General features: G+C 60.9%; 14 protein-coding genes. 9 read left to right on the forward strand and 5 right to left on the reverse strand.

From position 1 onward, the window contains the following. Positions 1–113 precede the first annotated feature (113 nt). The 7 genes from ACMDB8_RS01830 (at position 114) to ACMDB8_RS01860 (ending at position 7867) form a co-directional block, all read left to right on the forward strand. On the forward strand, positions 114–449 hold the full coding sequence (locus ACMDB8_RS01830) for a YceK/YidQ family lipoprotein (protein WP_082562989.1): 336 nt from the start codon (positions 114–116) through the stop codon (positions 447–449). A gap of 167 nt (positions 450–616) precedes the next feature. Further along, entirely contained in the window at positions 617–2374 is a 1758-nt protein-coding gene (locus ACMDB8_RS01835) for a carbamoyltransferase family protein (RefSeq protein WP_056725542.1), read from the forward strand. Continuing rightward, positions 2358–3488, forward strand: coding sequence for a glycosyltransferase (locus ACMDB8_RS01840; protein ID WP_056725540.1), 1131 nt, complete (start codon positions 2358–2360; stop codon positions 3486–3488). Before ACMDB8_RS01835 ends, ACMDB8_RS01840 begins: the two co-directional genes overlap by 17 nt. Next, positions 3488–4384 carry an antimicrobial resistance protein Mig-14 gene (locus tag ACMDB8_RS01845; RefSeq protein WP_056725538.1) on the forward strand — a complete coding sequence of 299 codons (897 nt, stop codon included), beginning with the start codon at positions 3488–3490 and terminating at the stop codon, positions 4382–4384. The genes ACMDB8_RS01840 and ACMDB8_RS01845 overlap by 1 nt, the downstream gene beginning before the upstream one ends. Positions 4385–4392: 8 nt before the next feature. Beyond that, on the forward strand, positions 4393–5835 hold the full coding sequence (locus ACMDB8_RS01850; RefSeq protein WP_409078563.1) for a PIG-L family deacetylase: 1443 nt from the start codon (positions 4393–4395) through the stop codon (positions 5833–5835). Continuing rightward, positions 5832–6986: a glycosyltransferase family 4 protein gene (locus ACMDB8_RS01855; protein WP_409078564.1), complete on the forward strand. Its 1155-nt coding sequence runs from the start codon at positions 5832–5834 to the stop codon at positions 6984–6986. The genes ACMDB8_RS01850 and ACMDB8_RS01855 overlap by 4 nt, the downstream gene beginning before the upstream one ends. Next, entirely contained in the window at positions 6983–7867 is an 885-nt protein-coding gene (locus ACMDB8_RS01860) for a glycosyltransferase (protein ID WP_056725534.1), read from the forward strand. Before ACMDB8_RS01855 ends, ACMDB8_RS01860 begins: the two co-directional genes overlap by 4 nt. Positions 7868–7912: 45 nt before the next feature. Here the strand turns inward: ACMDB8_RS01860 and ACMDB8_RS01865 are convergent, their stop codons facing one another. Then, positions 7913–9136, reverse strand: a complete 1224-nt coding sequence (locus ACMDB8_RS01865) for an acyltransferase family protein (protein ID WP_056725531.1) — start codon at positions 9134–9136, stop codon at positions 7913–7915. Further along, positions 9136–10998, reverse strand: a complete 1863-nt coding sequence (locus tag ACMDB8_RS01870) for an O-antigen ligase family protein (protein ID WP_056725529.1) — start codon at positions 10996–10998, stop codon at positions 9136–9138. Before ACMDB8_RS01870 ends, ACMDB8_RS01865 begins: the two co-directional genes overlap by 1 nt. A 154-nt stretch (positions 10999–11152) precedes the next feature. Here ACMDB8_RS01870 and msbA point away from each other — a divergent pair, with 154 nt between their 5' ends. Both msbA and hldE read left to right on the forward strand, forming a co-directional pair. Further along, positions 11153–12955 (forward strand): lipid A export permease/ATP-binding protein MsbA, encoded by a 1803-nt coding sequence (msbA, locus tag ACMDB8_RS01875; protein WP_056725526.1) that lies wholly within the window; start codon positions 11153–11155, stop codon positions 12953–12955. A 252-nt stretch (positions 12956–13207) separates the two neighbouring features. Beyond that, a complete protein-coding gene (hldE, locus tag ACMDB8_RS01880; protein WP_046039763.1) occupies positions 13208–14629 on the forward strand; it encodes a bifunctional D-glycero-beta-D-manno-heptose-7-phosphate kinase/D-glycero-beta-D-manno-heptose 1-phosphate adenylyltransferase HldE in 1422 nt (473 codons plus the stop codon). A gap of 156 nt (positions 14630–14785) precedes the next feature. Here the strand turns inward: hldE and ACMDB8_RS01885 are convergent, their stop codons facing one another. The 3 genes from ACMDB8_RS01885 to ACMDB8_RS01895 are packed head-to-tail and all read right to left on the reverse strand — an operon-like array spanning position 14786 to position 17768. Continuing rightward, on the reverse strand, positions 14786–15751 hold the full coding sequence (locus tag ACMDB8_RS01885) for a metal ABC transporter ATPase (RefSeq protein ID WP_223541741.1): 966 nt from the start codon (positions 15749–15751) through the stop codon (positions 14786–14788). A gap of 32 nt (positions 15752–15783) precedes the next feature. After that, positions 15784–16596: an aldo/keto reductase gene (locus ACMDB8_RS01890; protein ID WP_056725522.1), complete on the reverse strand. Its 813-nt coding sequence runs from the start codon at positions 16594–16596 to the stop codon at positions 15784–15786. Then, positions 16593–17768: an NAD(P)/FAD-dependent oxidoreductase gene (locus ACMDB8_RS01895; protein ID WP_409078565.1), complete on the reverse strand. Its 1176-nt coding sequence runs from the start codon at positions 17766–17768 to the stop codon at positions 16593–16595. The genes ACMDB8_RS01890 and ACMDB8_RS01895 overlap by 4 nt, the downstream gene beginning before the upstream one ends. Positions 17769–17869: the final 101 nt, after the last annotated feature.

Here is a 17869-nt window from a genome sequence, read left to right on the forward strand (position 1 = left end):
ACCAAGAAAGCAGACAAGTTCTTGTGAACCGTCCTACGCGATCTTGGGAAGTCATGAGCTGTGGCCAAAATTGCCCCGATGCTAGTTTGCCCGACGTTCTCGGAGGGCAGGCAGTGACGATCAAAATGGCAGTTTCAGCGGGTGTTTTATCAGTGTCGCTAACGGGCTGCGGGACCGCCGCCACCGTCCTGCTGGATGAAGCCCAGGCCGCGCAGGGGCTGCGCCGGCAAAAGACCTATTGCCAATCCATTCCCCGGGTCTACAGCGGCCTGGCCTACGACTTCTGTGTATTGAATGCGCCGCCAGACCCTACGGGCATCCTTGTACCGCTCGTATTGGTGGACCTGGCCGTGTCCGGCGCGCTGGACACTGTTGTCTTGCCGTACACGATTTACCGGCAAAGCGTGGACGGCAATATTTCCATCTATTGGCGACCTGCACGCGGATAAAAAGAAGCCGCGAGGCCCCGGCCGTAGTTGCATGCCGCTTGCGGCTAGAGGTTTGCCGTCGCTTTTACGCTATAATCCCGCCCTTTAGCTGTCTCTCGCCCCTTGCGAGGGCACATTAATTTTTGAGGCGCTTGCGCCTGCATGCAGACTAAAGAGGCTAGACCCCTGTGGCATTGACGATTCTTGGCCTGTCCGGCGCCCTTAGCCATGATCCTTCCGCAGCCCTGTATATCGACGGCAAGCTGGTCGCGGCGGCTGAAGAGGAGCGCTTCGTACGCGATAAACATGCAAAGAACCGCATGCCCTACGAATCGGCGAAATTCTGCCTGGAACAGGCCGGCATCAAGCCGTCCGACGTTGACGTGGTCGCGATTCCATTCGCCCCGATCAGCCTGTTCGGCAAGGCCCGCTGGCAGTACGCCAAGCGTTACTGGTACGCCCCGGACCGCGCCCTCGACGCGATCCTGATGGGTAACCGTCGCTACAAGCGCTATCGCAACAAGATCGTCTGGTGCCTGGAGCAATTGGGTTTTGATCCGAAGAAGATCAAGATCGAGCCGGTCGAACACCACCTGGCCCACGCCTCCAGCGCTTATCACTGCTCCGGTTTCAAAGAGAAAACCGCGATCCTGGGTATCGACGGCAAGGGCGAGTACGCCACGACCTTCTTCGGTTATGGCGAAAACGGCAAGATCCACAAGATCAAGGAATTCTTCGATCCGGACTCCCTCGGCGGCCTGTATGGCGCGATCACCGAGTTCCTCGGTTTCGATATGCTCGACGGTGAGTTCAAGGTCATGGGCATGGCGCCGTACGGCGACGCCAGCAAATACGATTTTTCGCGCCTGGCTTCGTTCGAAAATGGCGAACTGGTGATCAACACCGACTACGCCAACGTCATCGGCCTGCGTCGCTACAAAGAGAAGGGCAAGGGTTACTACTTCTCGCCGAAGCTGATCGAGTGGCTGGGTCCCAAGCGTGAAGGCGACATCGCCGACGAGCCGTACATCCACTACGCCGCCAGTATTCAAGCGCTGTTCGAAAAAATTGCGCTGCAGATGATCGACCATTACCTGGGCGACGTGCTCAAGGAAACCGGCAAGCTGGCCTACGCTGGCGGCTGTGCGTTGAACGTCAAGCTGAACCAGAAAATCATCGCCCGCGACGACGTCAAAGAGCTGTTCGTACAGCCTGCATCCGGCGATGCCGGCACAGCAGTCGGTGCCGCGGCCTATGTGTCCCACGCCCGTGGCGTGCCGGTCGAGAAGATGGAACACGTCTACCTCGGCCCGTCGTACAGCAACGAGGACGTGATTGCCGCATGCGCCCGTCATGAGAACAAGCCGACCTGGCGCAAGCTCGACAACATGCCCGAGCAGATCGCCAAAATCATGGTCGATGGCAACCCGGTGGCCTGGTTCCAGGGCCGCATGGAGTTTGGTCCGCGCGCCTTGGGCGGTCGTTCGATCATCGGTTGCCCGAGCATTGCGGGCGTGGCTGACCGCATCAACCACCAGATCAAGTTCCGCGAGCGCTGGAGGCCTTTCTGCCCGTCGATGCTCGACACCGTGGCGCCACAGATGATCAAGATCGATCACCCGGCCCCGTTCATGACCTTCACCTTCGAAGTGGCTGAAGAGTGGAAGACCCGCGTGCCGGAAGTTGTCCACGAAGACGGTACCTCCCGAGCCCAGGTGCTCAAGCGCGAATACAACCCGCGCTACTACGACATGATGAAAGCGCTGGAAGTGCTGACCGGCAACGGTGTGTCGCTGAACACCTCGCTCAACCGTCGCGGCGAACCGATGATCTGCTCGCCGACTGACGCCCTGAACATGTTCTTCGGTTCGGATCTACAGTATCTGATCATGGAAGACATCCTGGTGGTCAAAGAGGGCGCGAACGCCTATGACACGTTCGGCTGAACGCCATGTGCTGCAGTTCTGCCACGGCTATGACGGGCCGTTCCTGGACTGCGCACGGCAGTACGCCAGCCTGTTCGCGGGGACCGGTTATCGAGTGACCACGGTGTTTCTCACCGGGGTTGCCGATGCCGAAGTCGCCGCGGGCTGCGCCTCCGACGAAGTGCTGTTCATGGAGTACAGCTCCAAGGCCATTCGTGGCCTCAAGCTGGGTGCCATCGGCGATCTGCGCAAGATCGCCGCATCACGCAACTTCAGTTTCTGCATCGCCCACCGCTTCAAGCCGATCTATATCGCCTTGCTCGGCACGTCGTTGCCGGTGATTGGCGTGCACCACGCTTTTGACGATTACAAACGTGGCAGCCGCAAACTGTTCGCGCATATTTTCCGCAAGCGTTTGAGTCTGCTCGGTGTGTCCGACGCCGTGCGCGACGACATGCGCCAATGCCTGCCGAAGTGGCCGGCTTCGCGGATCCAGACCTTGTACAACCGTATCGATGTGGACGCCTTGCAGGCGACCCAGGTGTCGGCTCGCGAGGCCCGGGAAACCCTCGGTTTGTCGGCGGATGCGTGGATCGTCGGCAACGTCGGACGGCTGCATCCGGACAAGGACCAGGCCACGCTGCTGCAGGGATTCGCCGAGGCATTGCCGGGGTTGCCCGCCAACAGCCAGCTGGTGATTCTCGGCAAAGGGCGCCTGGAGGAGGACCTCAAGGACCAGGCCCGGGAACTGGGTATCGGTGACCGGGTTCTGTTCCTCGGTCAGGTGCCGGACGCGCGTAACTACTTCCGGGCCTTCGATGTGTTCGCCCTGAGTTCCGATCACGAACCGTTCGGCATGGTGCTGCTGGAGGCCATGGCCGCTGGCGTTCCTTTGCTCGCCACGGCGTGCGGCGGAGCGAAAGAGGTGGTCGAAGGCGTAGGCATCCTGTTCCCGTTGGGCGATGCCGGGCGTCTGGCCCAAGGGCTGCAACATCTGCACGGTATGGATGATCAGCAGCGTCGGCAGTGTGCCGGGTTGATGCTCGAGCGCTTGCGCGAACGCTTCTCCGATCGCGCAGTGCGCGATGCTTTCTGGCACTTGCCGCACGTTACCGAACTGGCACAGAGGGGCTGATGCTCAACCGATTTCAAGGCTGGCGCGAGCGTGGCTGGGCGGTAGTCGACGCCTCGACTTACGCCGAAACCTGGCAGCGTTATGGCGGCAGCGTCGCGACTCATCCCATGGTGGTCGAGCGGCTGGCGCAACTGGCTGACATTCCGGTGCGTTACCTGGCCTGGGTGCAGGGCGACGATGTCAAGGCGGCGATCCCGACCTGGGGTCGCGACCTGGCCTTGTCCAAGGACGTGCTCAAGCGTCGCGGCAAGAAGGGTCTGTTCGACCTCGGCAACGCCGAGATCATCCTGCCGGCCGCCGCCGATACCCAGGCGCCTTTGCGTCATCGCGCGCGGTATCTGTCGGCGCTGAACGAAGGCCGTTTCACTGGCATCAAGTTGCAAGCCGAACAACTGGCCATGGCCCGCACGCCCGAAGAGCTGTCGAAAAAATTTCGCTATAACCAGCGCCGCGAATTGCGCTTGCTGGAAGAGGCCGGTGGCGTGGTGCGGCCGGTGTCCGAATTTTCCAGTGCTGAGTTGGCGGCGATTTACTGCGACTTGTTCCAGCGCCGCTGGGGTTTCCCGGCGACGGGTGCCGAGCGCATGGCCGAGGTCATCGAGTTGCTGCGCGAGTTGCTGATCGGCTCGGTGATTTTCCTCAACGATGCGCCGATTGCGATTCAACTGGTGTACCGCGTCGAAACCCCGCAGTGGATCAGCGTCGAATACATCAATGGCGGGGTCGATCCCGAGACTCGCGAGTTCAGCCCCGGCAGTGTGTTGAGTTTCCTCAATACCCAAAGCGCCTGGGAACATGCCCGGGCCCAGGACAAACCGTTGCGCTTTTCCTTCGGTCGCGCCGACCGTGAATACAAGGATCGCTGGTGCAACCCCGTGCCGGTCTTCACCGTATGAGCCAAACCATGAGCCGCAAACAGCAACTGCTCAAGCGCCATCGGCGCAATAAACGTATCGGCCTGCTGATTGCGCTGGTGCTGTTGATCGTCATGGGTGTGCTGGTGGCCTGGTGGTTGCCGCTGGTGCTGGCGGTTCTGGGTTGGGTTGCCCACGAAGCCTGGTTTGCCGACCACCTGTTCTACTCACCGAAAGACGATTACCAGTACAGCTTTCCGCCCTACACGCCCCAGCCCAAAGTGCACCTGAACGGTGAACATTTGCGGCTGGACGAGGGCGTGATGCTGGTCGACGATGCGACGCTGGTGCTGGCCCTGCGGGTGAAAAGCACCTGGCTGGGACGTTTTATCGACCCAGTGGTCGAGTTGGCGGGGGGCGAAAACCCTGATCGACAAACCTTCGAACGAGGCGTAAACGGCCTGCGTTACCTCAATCTCAGTGGTCAGGCTCAGGCGCTGTCGCGTGGCGAGCTGCGCTTGCGCGGGCGTTTCTGTCGTGTGTTCGGTGAGCCTGTGCTGTGGGCACTGGAACATCCGGATTATCGGCGTCAACGGGTGATGGTCATCGCGCCCCACGCCGATGATGCCGAGCTGGCAGCCTACGGTTTGTACAGCCAGGCCGACGAAACCTGGATCGTCACGCTGACAGCGGGCGAAATCGAAGCCGAACACTACCGGCAGATGGGACTGAACAAGGTCGATGCGGCCCGCTTGAAAGGCCGCCTGCGCACCTGGGACAGCATCACCGTGCCACGTTGGGCCGGTGTACCCGAGGCCCGCTGCGTACAACTTGGTTATTTCTGCCTGCAACTGGCGAGCATGCAGGCCGCGCCTGCGGTGGCCGCGGGATCGCGGGAAGCGGACCTGAGCGATACCCGGCTGTTCCGTCAGTTGAATCCTTTCACGCTGCCGGGCGATGCCGATGGCGCGCCGACCTGGAACAATCTGCTGGCGGATCTGCGTGAGTTGCTGCTGCGGGCCCGCCCCGAGGTCATCGTCCTGCCGCATCCGACCCTCGATCCGCATCCCGACCATGTCTGCGCCCAAGCGGCAGTTCTCGAAGCCTTGCAAGGCCTGGACTGGCAGCCGACCACGCTATTGGGCTATGCCAACCACCTGCACGACAACGACCGCTGGCCGATGGGCGATACCGGTGATGGCATCGCCTTGCCGCCGGCCTTCGATCCGGCCCAGCCGATGCAGCCTTATTGCCTGCCCTTGCCGCTGGAGCAGCAGCGAGACAAGGCCATGGCGTTGGGCATGATGCACGACCTGCAATCGGCAATGCCGTTCAAGCGTCGCTTGCGTCGGTTGATACAACGTTTGTTGGCCGGCCGGTTGCCGTCCACCTATGGCCAGAACGAGTTCTTTCGCAAGGCCGTCCGGCGCCACGAGCTTTTGTGGTCCATCAAGCACACACCAGGCAATGTTTCTCAGCGGGGAGAGTTATGAGTCAGCGGTCGAAGGTCCTGCAGCTGCAGCCTGACTACAACGTCAAAGCCCATGATTTCGCCGACCTCGCGGAGCAAATCGTCAAGGCCCTACCCAGTGATCGCTATGAAGTGACCGCCGCGTTTCTGCGCGGCAAACCCGGGCCGGGTGAAGCAGTGAGCCGAGCCGACCGTTCGGTGTACTTCGAATTTTCCGACAAATCCCTCAAGGGCATGCGCCTGCGGGCCATGTGGCAGCTGTACAAGTTCTGCCGTCGGGAAAAATTCGATGTAGTGATCTGCAACCGCTTCAAGCCGGTGAACATGATGCTGGCGCTCAACCGCTGGTTGAAAGTGCCGTTGTGCATCGGCATTTCCCACGGCTTTGGCGAGTACGACCGTTTTTACCGGCGCCGCCAGACCCAGCGCCTGATCGATCGTCACTGGCGCTTCGTCGGCGTGTCGCCAGCGGTGAAGCACTATCTGCTGGACTGTGACTGTGGCTTCACCGATCAGAATACCTATGCCATCACCAATGCCATCGACATTGAGCAGGCCGAAGGTCTGCAACACAGTCGTGAAAAGGCCCGTGAAATGCTGGGCATCGATCCGTCGGTGCGGCTGATCGGTGCGTTGGGGCGACTGGTGCCGGTCAAGGGTCATATCTATTTGCTGCAGGCCTTCGCGGCACTCAAGGACAAATACCCCAATACTCAACTGGCGATCATCGGCGCCGGCCGCGAAGAGTCGCGCCTGGCCGCGGAAATCGACCGCCTCGGCCTAAGTGGCCGCGCCCATTTGCTGGGGTTCAAGGAAATTGCCCTGCAGTACATCCGCGCTTTCGATATCTGGACCATGCCTTCTTTGGCCGAAGGCCTCGGGCTGGCGCTGCTTGAAGGCATGAGTGGGCATTTGCCGGTGATTGCCTCGAACGTGCCGGCCATGTTGCCGCTCATCGAGGGGGCCGGTGGCCTGGCGATTACGCCGAAGGATGTGCCGACGTTGCAGGCGGCGCTGGACACTTACCTTGGCCTTTCGGATGACGAGCTCAAGGCCAAGGGCGAGCAGGCTTTTCGTTATTTGCAACAACACCATGACATCGAGGAGTTCCGTCGCGAATACCTCAACCTGATCGACTCCGGCCTGGAACAGGCCCGCAAGGAACAGCCATGAACGACGCGCAACCCATCGTCACGGTCATTATCGCGTCGTACAACCACGCCCCTTACATCGAGGAAAGCATTCTCAGCGTCCTCAACCAGACCTACCGGAACATCGAGTTGCTGGTGGTCGACGATGGCTCGAAGGATGACAGCGTCGAGCGGATCAAGGCGTTGCAGGCTGTTCATGGTTTCGACTTCCGGGTTCAGGAAAACCAGGGGCTGACCAATACCCTCAACGGTGCGATTGCCCGGGCAAAGGGCAGCCTGATCGTGCCGTTCGGTTCGGATGACATCATGCTGCCGGAGCGAATCGCCACCCAGGTCGCGCATATGGACGGCAAGCCAGAGGTCGGCATTTGCGCCGGTAATATCGAACTGATCGATGCCGACGGCAATCTTTACCCCGAGAAGCGCCAGCGCCGGGATGTGCCGTTCCGTCGCCTGGACTTCGATGACATGTTCCTGGAGCGCAAGCCCTATCCTCCGGCACCCACCCTGATGATCCGTCGCGAAGCGCTGGACAAGGTGGGCGGTTTCGACCCGACCATTCGCCTGGAAGACTTGCTGATCGAATTGAAGGTGACCCATGCCGGCTACTTCATCGATGGTCTGAATGTGTTGATGGCGCGCTATCGCAAGCATGCCACCAACTCCTACAAGAACCACCGCTTCATGATCGACAGCATCCTGCGCACCTACGCGCTCTTCAGCGATCACCCGCTGTATGACGAGGTGCGCTACAAGTTTCTCAATTCCATGTTCCTCAAGACCGCCAACCGTGATCGCAAGCTGGCGCGGGAGTTGCTGGCGCAGATTCCGTTCAAGGCCTGGAACAAGAAAACCTGGCGTGGGTTGGGCCGTATGTATTTCTCACGGGTGGAGAAAGACTGAGCCGAAGGCTGGATTCAAGGGGGCGTGATATGCCGCGACCATTGCTCAACGTTGTTGAGCCGTTTCCTCGGGAAGTTCTTTCCCCGGTTTCCTGTTCTGGCGCAACCAGTGCAGGGTTTTCTTGCCGGCATTGATGCCGGGCTTTTCGATGTACAGGTAAGTCAGGCTGCCGATGATGATCAGCAGGCAACTGCACGCGGCCATCAACGGCAGGAAGACCCAGGCTTGCCGGGCGTCAAGGTGCAATATCGGCGGTAGTCGCTGCACCAGTACCCAGAGCACGAAGCCGTGCAGCAAATACGTGCTGTAGCTGATTTCCCCCAGCCAGCGGATGCTGCGTGGTCTCAGGGCGCCGAACAAGGTGTTGCCGGAGGCCACGATCACAAAGAACAGTGAAAGCAGCAACAACGCTCCCAGATTGAATGCCCGGTTGAATGCTGTAAAGGCGATCGCCAAGGCGAGCAGGGCGATGATGCCCGCCAGCGGAGACAGGCTCCAGGCGACCCATTGTGGACGGCGAATCCAGTACGCCGCAGCGATGCCTCCGAGGAAGCTGGCCAGGAAGTGCTTTTTCAGCGAGTGTTCCCAGCCGACCACCTGGTACAGGGTGTAAATGCCGATCAGGCACAGCACTGTCTGCATCCAGCCGCCGCGATAGATGAACACCATGGCGGCCAGTGGCAGGGCCAGGTAGAAAAACACCTCGTACCCCAGCGTCCAGGTGACGTTGGAGATCAGCATGCCGGTCTGCTGGTACTGGTTGACGTCTGGCCGGTCGAAGATCAGCCAGGCCAGGGTCTGGCCAATGAGTTGGGTGCCGGAGTCCTTGAGTTCCCAGTCCTGCAAATAGAACACACAGGCAAACACGGTCAACATCAGCGGCAGGTAGAGCGGGTAGAGGCGAAACAGTCGGGATACCGCAAATGCCAGCCAGTCGTGTTGCCTCCCGTGGGTGAGCAGGCGGTCCCAGAACAGAAAGCCGGTGATCATGAAAAAGAGGGCGACGCTGCCCTGGCCGAGCTGCGAGTAGAAGTTGCTCGGCGGAAAATCGATCACACCGGTTTGCAGAAAAATCCAGGTAATGATCGAGTGATGGACGAACACACCGAAGGCCAGATACCCGCGTAAGCCGTCGATGCCGGCAAAGCGGCTTTCGCCGGAGTGCTCCAGCTGTCGGGTGAATCTCGGCACACTGCGCAACAATAGCGCAGCGGTCGCGATGGCGAGCAGGTAAGCCGTCATCGCGATCAGCGGGTTGGTTTCTATCATCAGTGAGCCTGGGCTGGAGGACTCCCGGCCAGCACGTGCCTGTGCAAATTATCCACGTCGGCTTTCGAAGCCGTCGCGGCGTATCCCAGCAGCAGCGCTTCGAAGTGATCCTCGAACAACCAATGCCGATCTGATGCGTAGCGCTGCATGTGGCGCAGATTACGCCGACGAAGGGAAGGGCTCAATGCCGAGGGGTAAATTCGCAGGTCGGCCAGGTCGATCAGGCCGAACTCGCCGTCCTCCAGCACCAGCACATTGCCCAAGTGCAGGGAGCGGAAGTAGACCCCCTGCTGGTGCAGTTGAGCCATGAATTTACCGAAGCGCTCCACCAGTGCCTGGCGCACCGCCGGGGCGGTGATGCCTTGCAGGATCTGGCGCAGCGTGTTGCCCGGCAACGGGGAGTAATGCACAGCGGTGCTGCCGTCTTCGAACCGGTAAAGATCGAGGATGTGCGGTGTCGGAATGCCCATGCTGCGCAGTTGCACGCTATTGACGGCAAAACGGTCGGAGTAGGGCGTGAAACTACCCGAGGTATACCAGCGGCGGCGGCGGAACAGCTTGAGAAAACTGCCATCACTCAGGCGCAGGACCTTGGGGCCAAGACCATCCTCTTCGATGATCCGGGCATCGGCAGTCAGCTGTTGCAGGGTGCCTGGTGTCGCGGTCCTGATTGGCATGTCCAGCAGGCGCCGGGCCCGTTGATTGATGCTCAATGCGGCAATCAGCGCCAAGGGGATCCACAGCAGGAACCAGTGCTCCTTGGGGCGAGAGATGATCCCGCCACCTTCAGTCAGGCCCGCGCCGATACCGAAGGCCAGCCAGGCTGAGGCAATGATAAACAGCGGTTGCACGCGATGGCGCCGGCTGCTGATGAAGCCCCATGCGAGAAAGAACAGCCATGGCAGCAGGCCGATAATGCCGACGTAGTAGAGCACGCCCAAGACAAAGCTATGGGGCTCCTGAAGGTTGTAGCCTACGCCGGGGTCCAGTCTCAGTACGGCGTTGTAGCCGTGCCCGATCCATGGGTGCTCGGCGATCCGGTCCAGGGTCAATTGCCAGAGCTCGATGCGGAAGGAACTGCCTCTTTCGAAGATTTTGTCCGCAAATAACGCGAAAGTCGCAGTACCGGCGAAGAACATGGCGCCAAGCATGAACACCGAGCGTCGATTCCAGCAGATGAAACACAGCCATAGCGCAGCCAGCGTCAGTGCAACCAGTGGGGTCCTGGAGCCGGTGGCCAGCACTGCGGCGAACATGATCGCCATCGCCGGTACGCTCAGCCAAAGTATCTGGCGTCGCTTGCAGGTCATGCTCAGGCTGAGCCAGTAGGTGCAAAAAAAGCCGAAAACGTGGGAGCTGAGCAGTGGGTTGTCGAAAGCGCCTACACCGATCAGGCGCATTTCCGGTTGATAGATCTGGTCGAACCTGTACAGGTTGTAGGCAGAAATGACCAGTGCCACCGTCGCGGCGCAGAACAGCAGGGGCTGGATGATTTCGCTGCGAAAGCGCACCAGCAGGTAGCAGCCAACAAACAGCAACAAGGTGTGCAATGGCGGTTTGAACTGGCCAAAGTCGATGTCGTCGTCTGGCCTCCAGCACAGGCTGAGCAGTGCCCACGCCATAAACAGCAGGACTGCAATGACGATCGGTTCGCGCAGCAACTCTTTGCCGAGCCGCGGCCGCAGGCACAGCGCAAACAGTGCTGGAATGCTGAACAGGCCATAGTAAAGCTTGTGATGCACACTGCGTCCCGGCAGGAAAAACAGCGCACAAAGCAGCAATAAATAACCGAGCGGAAGGATCCACAAACAAATGAAATCGAAGATTCTGTTGGACGTGCTGTTCAAAGCGTTTAATTGCATGCTGGGTAACTTATTCCTGAATTGAGCGACCATACCAAGGCAGGGACATCTGGTGGCTATTTGACGCGCCACAATACACAGACTGTATGCGATTGCCAGAACCCTGGGGAAGCTGTGGTAAAGTCAGCGTCCTTTTCATCGACATTCGCGTGATATGACCGACTCCAGTCTCTGCGCAAGCCCATCGAGCTTGAAAATCTACTTCCGCCTGCTCGGCTATGTCCGGCCGTATATCAGCCTGTTCCTGATCAGCATCGTCGGTTTTCTGATTTTCGCTTCGACGCAGCCAATGCTGGGCTACATCCTGAAGTACTTTGTCGACGGTCTATCCAATCCTGAAGCGGTGCTGTTTCCAACCGTGCCCTACCTGCGGGATCTGCAACTGCTACAGGCGGTGCCGTTGCTGATCATCCTGATCGCCGCGTGGCAGGGGTTGGGATCGTACCTGGGCAACTATTTTCTGGCCAAGGTTTCCCTGGGCCTGGTCCATGACTTGCGGGTCCAGTTGTTCAACAACCTGCTGGTGTTGCCAAACCGGTATTTCGACAAGCATAACTCGGGGCACCTGATTTCCCGTATCACCTTCAACGTGACCATGGTCACGGGGGCGGCAACAGATGCGATCAAGGTCGTAATCCGTGAAGGCATGACGGTGATCTTCCTGTTTGCCTCGCTGTTGTACATGAACTGGCGCCTGACGCTGGTCATGGTCGCCATCCTGCCGCTGATCGCCCTCATGGTGCGCACGGCCAGCAAGAAATTCCGCAAGCAGAGCAAGAAGATCCAGCTGGCCATGGGGGACGTGACGCATGTGGCGTCCGAAACGATCCAGGGCTATCGCGTGGTGCGCAGCTTTGGCGGTGAAAAGTACGAAGAGAAACGCTTCTTCGATGCCAGCCAGGGCAACACCGACAAGCAATTGCGCATGACCCGCACCGGCGCCATCTACACGCCGTTGCTGCAACTGGTGATCTACACCGCCATGGCCGTGCTGATGTTCCTGGTGCTGTTCCTGCGGGGCGATGCGTCCGCTGGCGACATGGTGGCCTACATCACCCTTGCTGGCCTGCTGCCCAAGCCGATTCGCCAGCTGTCCGAAGTCAGCTCGACCATCCAGAAGGGCGTGGCCGGTGCCGAAAGTATCTTCGAGCAACTGGATGTCGAGCCTGAAGTCGATACCGGCACCGTCGAGCGTGATGTCGTCAGCGGTCGCCTGGACGTGCGCAACCTCAGCTTTACCTACCCTGATACCGAGCGTCAGGTGCTCAATGACATCAGTTTCTCGGTCGAGCCCGGGCAAATGGTGGCGCTGGTGGGGCGTTCGGGCAGCGGCAAGTCGACCCTGGCCAATCTGATTCCGCGTTTCTATCACCACGACAAGGGCGAAATCCTCATCGATGGCGTCGAAGTGGAACAGTACAAGCTGTTGAACCTGCGTCGGCATATCGCCCAGGTGACTCAGCACGTGACCCTGTTCAGCGACACCGTGGCCAACAACATCGCTTATGGCGACCTGGCTGGCGCACCCCGTGAAGACATCGAGAAAGCGGCCAAGGATGCCTACGCGATGGACTTCATTGCCCAATTGCCCGAAGGCCTGGACACCCAGGTCGGGGAAAACGGCGTGCTGCTGTCCGGTGGCCAGCGCCAGCGCCTGGCGATTGCCCGGGCACTGTTGAAGAATGCTCCGCTGCTGATTCTCGATGAGGCGACTTCGGCACTCGATACCGAGTCCGAGCGGCATATCCAGGCAGCCCTGGATCATGTCATGAAAGGTCGCACCACGCTGGTGATCGCTCACCGCCTGTCGACCATCGAGAAGGCCGACCTGATCCTGGTCATGGATCAGGGGAAAATCGTCGAGCGCGGCACCCATGAACAACTGCTGGCGCAAAACGGCTACTACTCGCGCCTCAACGCGATGGGCCTCGACGCCCCGGCCGAAGACATCGCCTGACCCCGAAAGGGCGAGCCTGGCTCGCCCTTTCGCACTCCTGGCGTGCAACGCGTCCGGTGATTTGTATCCAGACCATTACGCTTCTTGACCAAGCCGGAATAAATCTCGGCAACGTGCTGTCGTCTGGCGGATTTTTTGCTCAAAAAATGAGCAATAAACCCCGGCGAATCATCCGGTTGCAGCCACCGCACTAGCCGACACCAACCCTGTGTTAATATCGCGCCCCTGTTCATTCTGTATGTGGGTTGCACCATGAAGTTGTCCATGCCGCGATTCGATCAAGCCCCTGTCTTGGTAGTCGGCGATGTCATGCTCGACCGTTACTGGCATGGTGGTACCTCACGGATTTCTCCTGAGGCACCGGTGCCGGTGGTCAAGGTCGATCACATCGAAGACCGCCCGGGCGGTGCTGCCAACGTTGCCTTGAACATTGCCGCCCTGGGGGCTCCGGCCTCGCTGGTCGGTGTAACCGGCGACGATGAAGCCGCCAACAGCCTGGTCAACAGCCTCAAGGGCGCCGGCGTGCGGGCCATCTTCCAGCGCATTGCGCACCAGCCGACCATCGTCAAGCTGCGGGTCATGAGCCGCCACCAGCAACTGCTGCGTATCGACTTCGAAGAACCCTTCGCCACCGACGCGCTGGCGCTGGCCGCGCAGGTCGACGAGTTGCTCGAAGGCATCAAGGTGCTGGTGCTGTCCGACTACGGCAAAGGCGCGCTGAAAAACCATCAGGCGCTGATCCAGGCCGCCCGTGCCCGTGGCATCCCGGTGCTGGCCGATCCCAAGGGCAAGGATTTCTCGATCTACCGCGGGGCGAGCCTGATCACGCCAAACCTCAACGAATTCGAAACCATCGTCGGTGGTTGCGCCGACGAGCACGAATTGGTGAGCAAGGGCGCGCAGTTGATGCACGATCTGGACCTCGGTGCCTTGCTGGTGACCCGTGGCGAGCACGGCATGACCTTGCTGCGCCCGGATCATCCGGCGCTGCACCTGCCGGCCCGGGCCCGTGAAGTGTTCGACGTGACCGGTGCCGGTGACACAGTGATTTCCACCCTGGCGGCCGCGATTGCCGCTGGCGAAGAACTGCCCCATGCGGTGGCCCTGGCTAACCTGGCGGCGGGTATCGTGGTCGGCAAACTGGGTACGGCAGCCATCAGTGCACCGGAACTGCGTCGTGCGATTCAGCGCGAGGAGGGTTCCGAGCGTGGAGTGCTGGGTCTTGAACAGCTGTTGCTGGCGGTCGATGACGCCCGCGCGCACAACGAGCGGATCGTGTTCACCAACGGTTGCTTCGACATCCTGCACGCCGGTCACGTGACCTATCTGGAACAGGCGCGGGCCCAGGGCGATCGCCTGATCGTGGCGATCAACGACGATGCATCGGTCAGCCGCCTGAAAGGGCCGGGCCGTCCGATCAACAGTGTCGACCGGCGCATGGCCGTACTGGCCGGCCTGGGGGCGGTTGACTGGGTGATCAGCTTCTCGGAAGGCACTCCGGAAAACCTGCTGAGCGCGGTCAAGCCGGACGTGTTGGTCAAGGGCGGCGACTACGGGATCGACCAGGTGGTCGGCGCGGACATTGTGACGGCCTACGGTGGTACCGTGAAAGTGCTGGGGCTGGTGGAAAACAGCTCCACTACTGCCATTGTCGAGAAGATCCGCAAGTCTTGATTGTGGCGAGGGAGCTTGCTCCCGCTGGGTCGCACAGCGGCCCCAAAGCCATGCACCGCGGTTTTTCAGGCGGACCGCGTCTGGTGGTTTCACGACTGCTGCGCAGCCGAGCGGGAACAAGCTCCCTCGCCACAAAAGCCCCGCTCCTGGTTCTTGCTATCGTGCCGCCTTGCGCGGCACAATTTTCTTCAGCAGCAATTTGGCCTTGCCGCGCAATCGCGCCAGGCCCGAATCCTTCCCCGGCGGGGTCAGACCCTGCTGCCTCACCCAGTCCTTCCAGCGAATTCGTTCGTCGCGAACCAGCCAGCCCTCCTGTCGGGCAAAACTCTCGGCCAGGTACAGTCCGCGCGTGCTGGCAGGGTATAGCTGATCCTTTTTCAAGGTGTAGAGCTCAGCCATCGGGTGGCCGTCCTGCAAGGGCATCAAGTACAGATCGGGGCGCTTGCGGTCGAGGCGGGCGACGAGTTGATCACCTTCCAGTCGTTCGTCGACATGGAACAGGCTCAGGGATTTGGCATCCTTGGGAACGTCCAGGCGCAAGTCGTAGATCAGTTGCAGCGAGGCGGTTGGCAAATGCACGTAAGCCCGCGGGCGCTCTATCAGCATCAGGTTGGCGCAACGTACCGGCCGCGCCGAGCCGGACAGTGGCGACAAGCGAAACGGCAGGGCTTCGCGGTAATGCAGGGCGGCCGAGTAGGGCGTCGGCAGCCAGGTGTCATTGAAGCGCCCACCGAGCCAGCCTTCCGGGGTTTCCAACAGGCACTCTTCGGCTATCTCCTGGATCGCCGTGTGCAAGGGCAGGTTCAGTTCATGGGCCGGCACGTACCCGGAGATCAGCTTGAGCACCACATCGCCGCGGTCCTGCCGGCGTTGGCGCACCAGCACCCAATAGTCGCGATTCTGCCAATGCAGGGTCAGGCGCACCGAAACCCCGAGGTTGGCCAGTTCCAGGGCAAACCGTTCGCTGTCGCCAACCGTCACCGGCCGACGACGTTGCAGGGTCTGGGAGAAATTCAGCGGCCTGCCGACGCTCTGGTAAGCCAGGCCTTCGGGGGTCGCTTCGACGAATAACGGCAGGGTCTTGAAGTTGCTCGGGTTCTTTCTGATGAGCGTACGCGACATGTCGGCTCCTGCTTAAGGCCGCGTGGGCGGCGTCAGTGGCTACGTAGGACCTGGGCAACGGTCGCGACATTGTGGGCGAGGTGCAGCGGATTGATGGTCCCGACAATAGCACTGGCAACACCCGGATGTTCAAACAACAACTCGAAACTGGCGCGCACCGGATCCACGCCCGGACTCAGGCAGACATGACCACTGGCGAGGGCTTTCTTGACCAGAATGGCTTTGCCGTGTGCAGCAGCATAGTCAATGACGGCCTTCTCGTTTTGTTCGTTGAGATTGTAGGTGACCATCGCGCAGTCGCCTTGCTCGAGCGCTTTCAGGCCGCCGTCGACGGTTTTGCCGGAAAAGCCGAAACCGAGAATCTTGCCTTCGGCCTTGAGCTCGGCGAGGGTGTCATAGACTTCGCAGTCATTGAGGATCGCCAGGTCATTACCATCGGAGTGCACCAGCACCAGGTCGATGAAGTCTGTTTCCAGGCGTTGCAGGCTGCGCTCCACCGACATACGTGTGTGTGCGGCGCTGAAATCGTGACGGGACTGGCCGTCGGCAAACTCTTCGCCGACCTTGCTGACAATCACCCAATCCTGACGCTGGCCGCGCAGCAACGGGCCCAGGCGTTCTTCGCTGCGACCGTAGGCCGGGGCGGTATCGATCAGGTTGATGCCCAGGTCGCGGGCGAGTTTGAGCAGCATGCGTGCTTCGTCGTCATCGGGAATCTGGAAGCCGTTGGGGTACTTCACCCCTTGGTCGCGGCCCAGTTTCACCGTGCCCAGGCCCAGGGGGGAAACCAGCAGGCCGGTGCTGCCCAGCGGGCGATGCAAGTCGTGCAGGGTCGGTTGGCTCATGGCAGCAGTTGCTCCCAGGCAGGTACGCCCATCGGTGGCTTAGGCAGTTCAGGCAGCGCTGCCGGGTGGCTCGGCTGGATACGGTCGCGGGTCAGGCTGGCGATCACCCGGTCGGCGAAGTCCGGCGCCAGGGCGAGTTTGGTCGGCCAGCCCACCAGCAGTCGACCTTCCTCGGCCACAAAGGCGTTGTCGGGACGGGTCAGGCCTGATTGCAGCGGTTCGGCGCGATCCACGCGCAAGGTCGCCCATTGCACCGTGCTCAGGTCGATCCATGGCAGCAATTGGCCGAGTTCTTTCTGTGCGGTGGCGATCTGCTCGGCGGGCTCACGGGTCACGCCTTCGGATTCCGCGATATCGCCGCCCAGGTACCAGACCCATTGGCCATCCGCCGCCGGGTGCGTGGTCACGGTGATGCGCGGTTTGGTGCCACCACCCAGGCAGTGGGCGTACAGCGGTTTGAGGCTTGGCCCCTTGGCGATGATCATGTGCAACGGGCGGCGCTGCATGGCGGGCTGGCTCAGGCCCAGCGTTTCGAGCAATGCCGCGGTTCCGGCGCCGGCGCTCAGGACGATGCGCTGGGCACGGATCTCGCGCTCGTCCACCTTCAGGCCGACCAGCACGCCGCCTTCGAGCAGCGGCTCGATCGTCTGGCCGGCGAGCAAGCCATCGCCGGCCAGGTCGGCCAGGCGCTGGATCAGGCTCGGCACATCGACCACCAGTTCCGCCAGGCGATAGACCTTGCCCTTGAAGCGCTTGTCTTGCAGGGCTGGCGGCAATTGCTCGCCCTTGACCTGATCGACGCGACCGCGCACGGCTTTGCTGGCAAAGAAACTGGTGAGGTTGCCGGCGAGGGTGCCGGGGGACCAGAGGTAATGGGCTTCGGACAGCAGGCGTACGCCGGACAGGTCCAGCTCGCCGTTACCGGCCAAGGCTTCACGCCAGCGACGTGGCATGTCGGCGATGGCTTCCGAGGCACCGGTCAGGGCACCATGCAGCGCGTATTTGGCGCCGCCATGGATGATGCCCTGGGACTTCACGCTCTGCCCGCCGCCGAGGCTGGCGCTTTCCACCAGCACGGTCGAAAAACCCTGGCGACGCAGGCGCGCATTCAGCCAGAGGCCGGCGACACCAGCGCCGACAATCAGCACGTCGGTGGAAATAACGGATGGCATTCGGCGACCTCAGTGTTCAAGACGAGGGCGCAGTATACAGATTCATGGATTGGAGCTGAGACGGGAAAAGGATCGCAGCCTGCGGCAGCTCCTACGGGTGG

It is taken from the genome of Pseudomonas monachiensis (genome assembly GCF_047345015.1).
GTDB lineage: Bacteria > Pseudomonadota > Gammaproteobacteria > Pseudomonadales > Pseudomonadaceae > Aquipseudomonas > Aquipseudomonas monachiensis.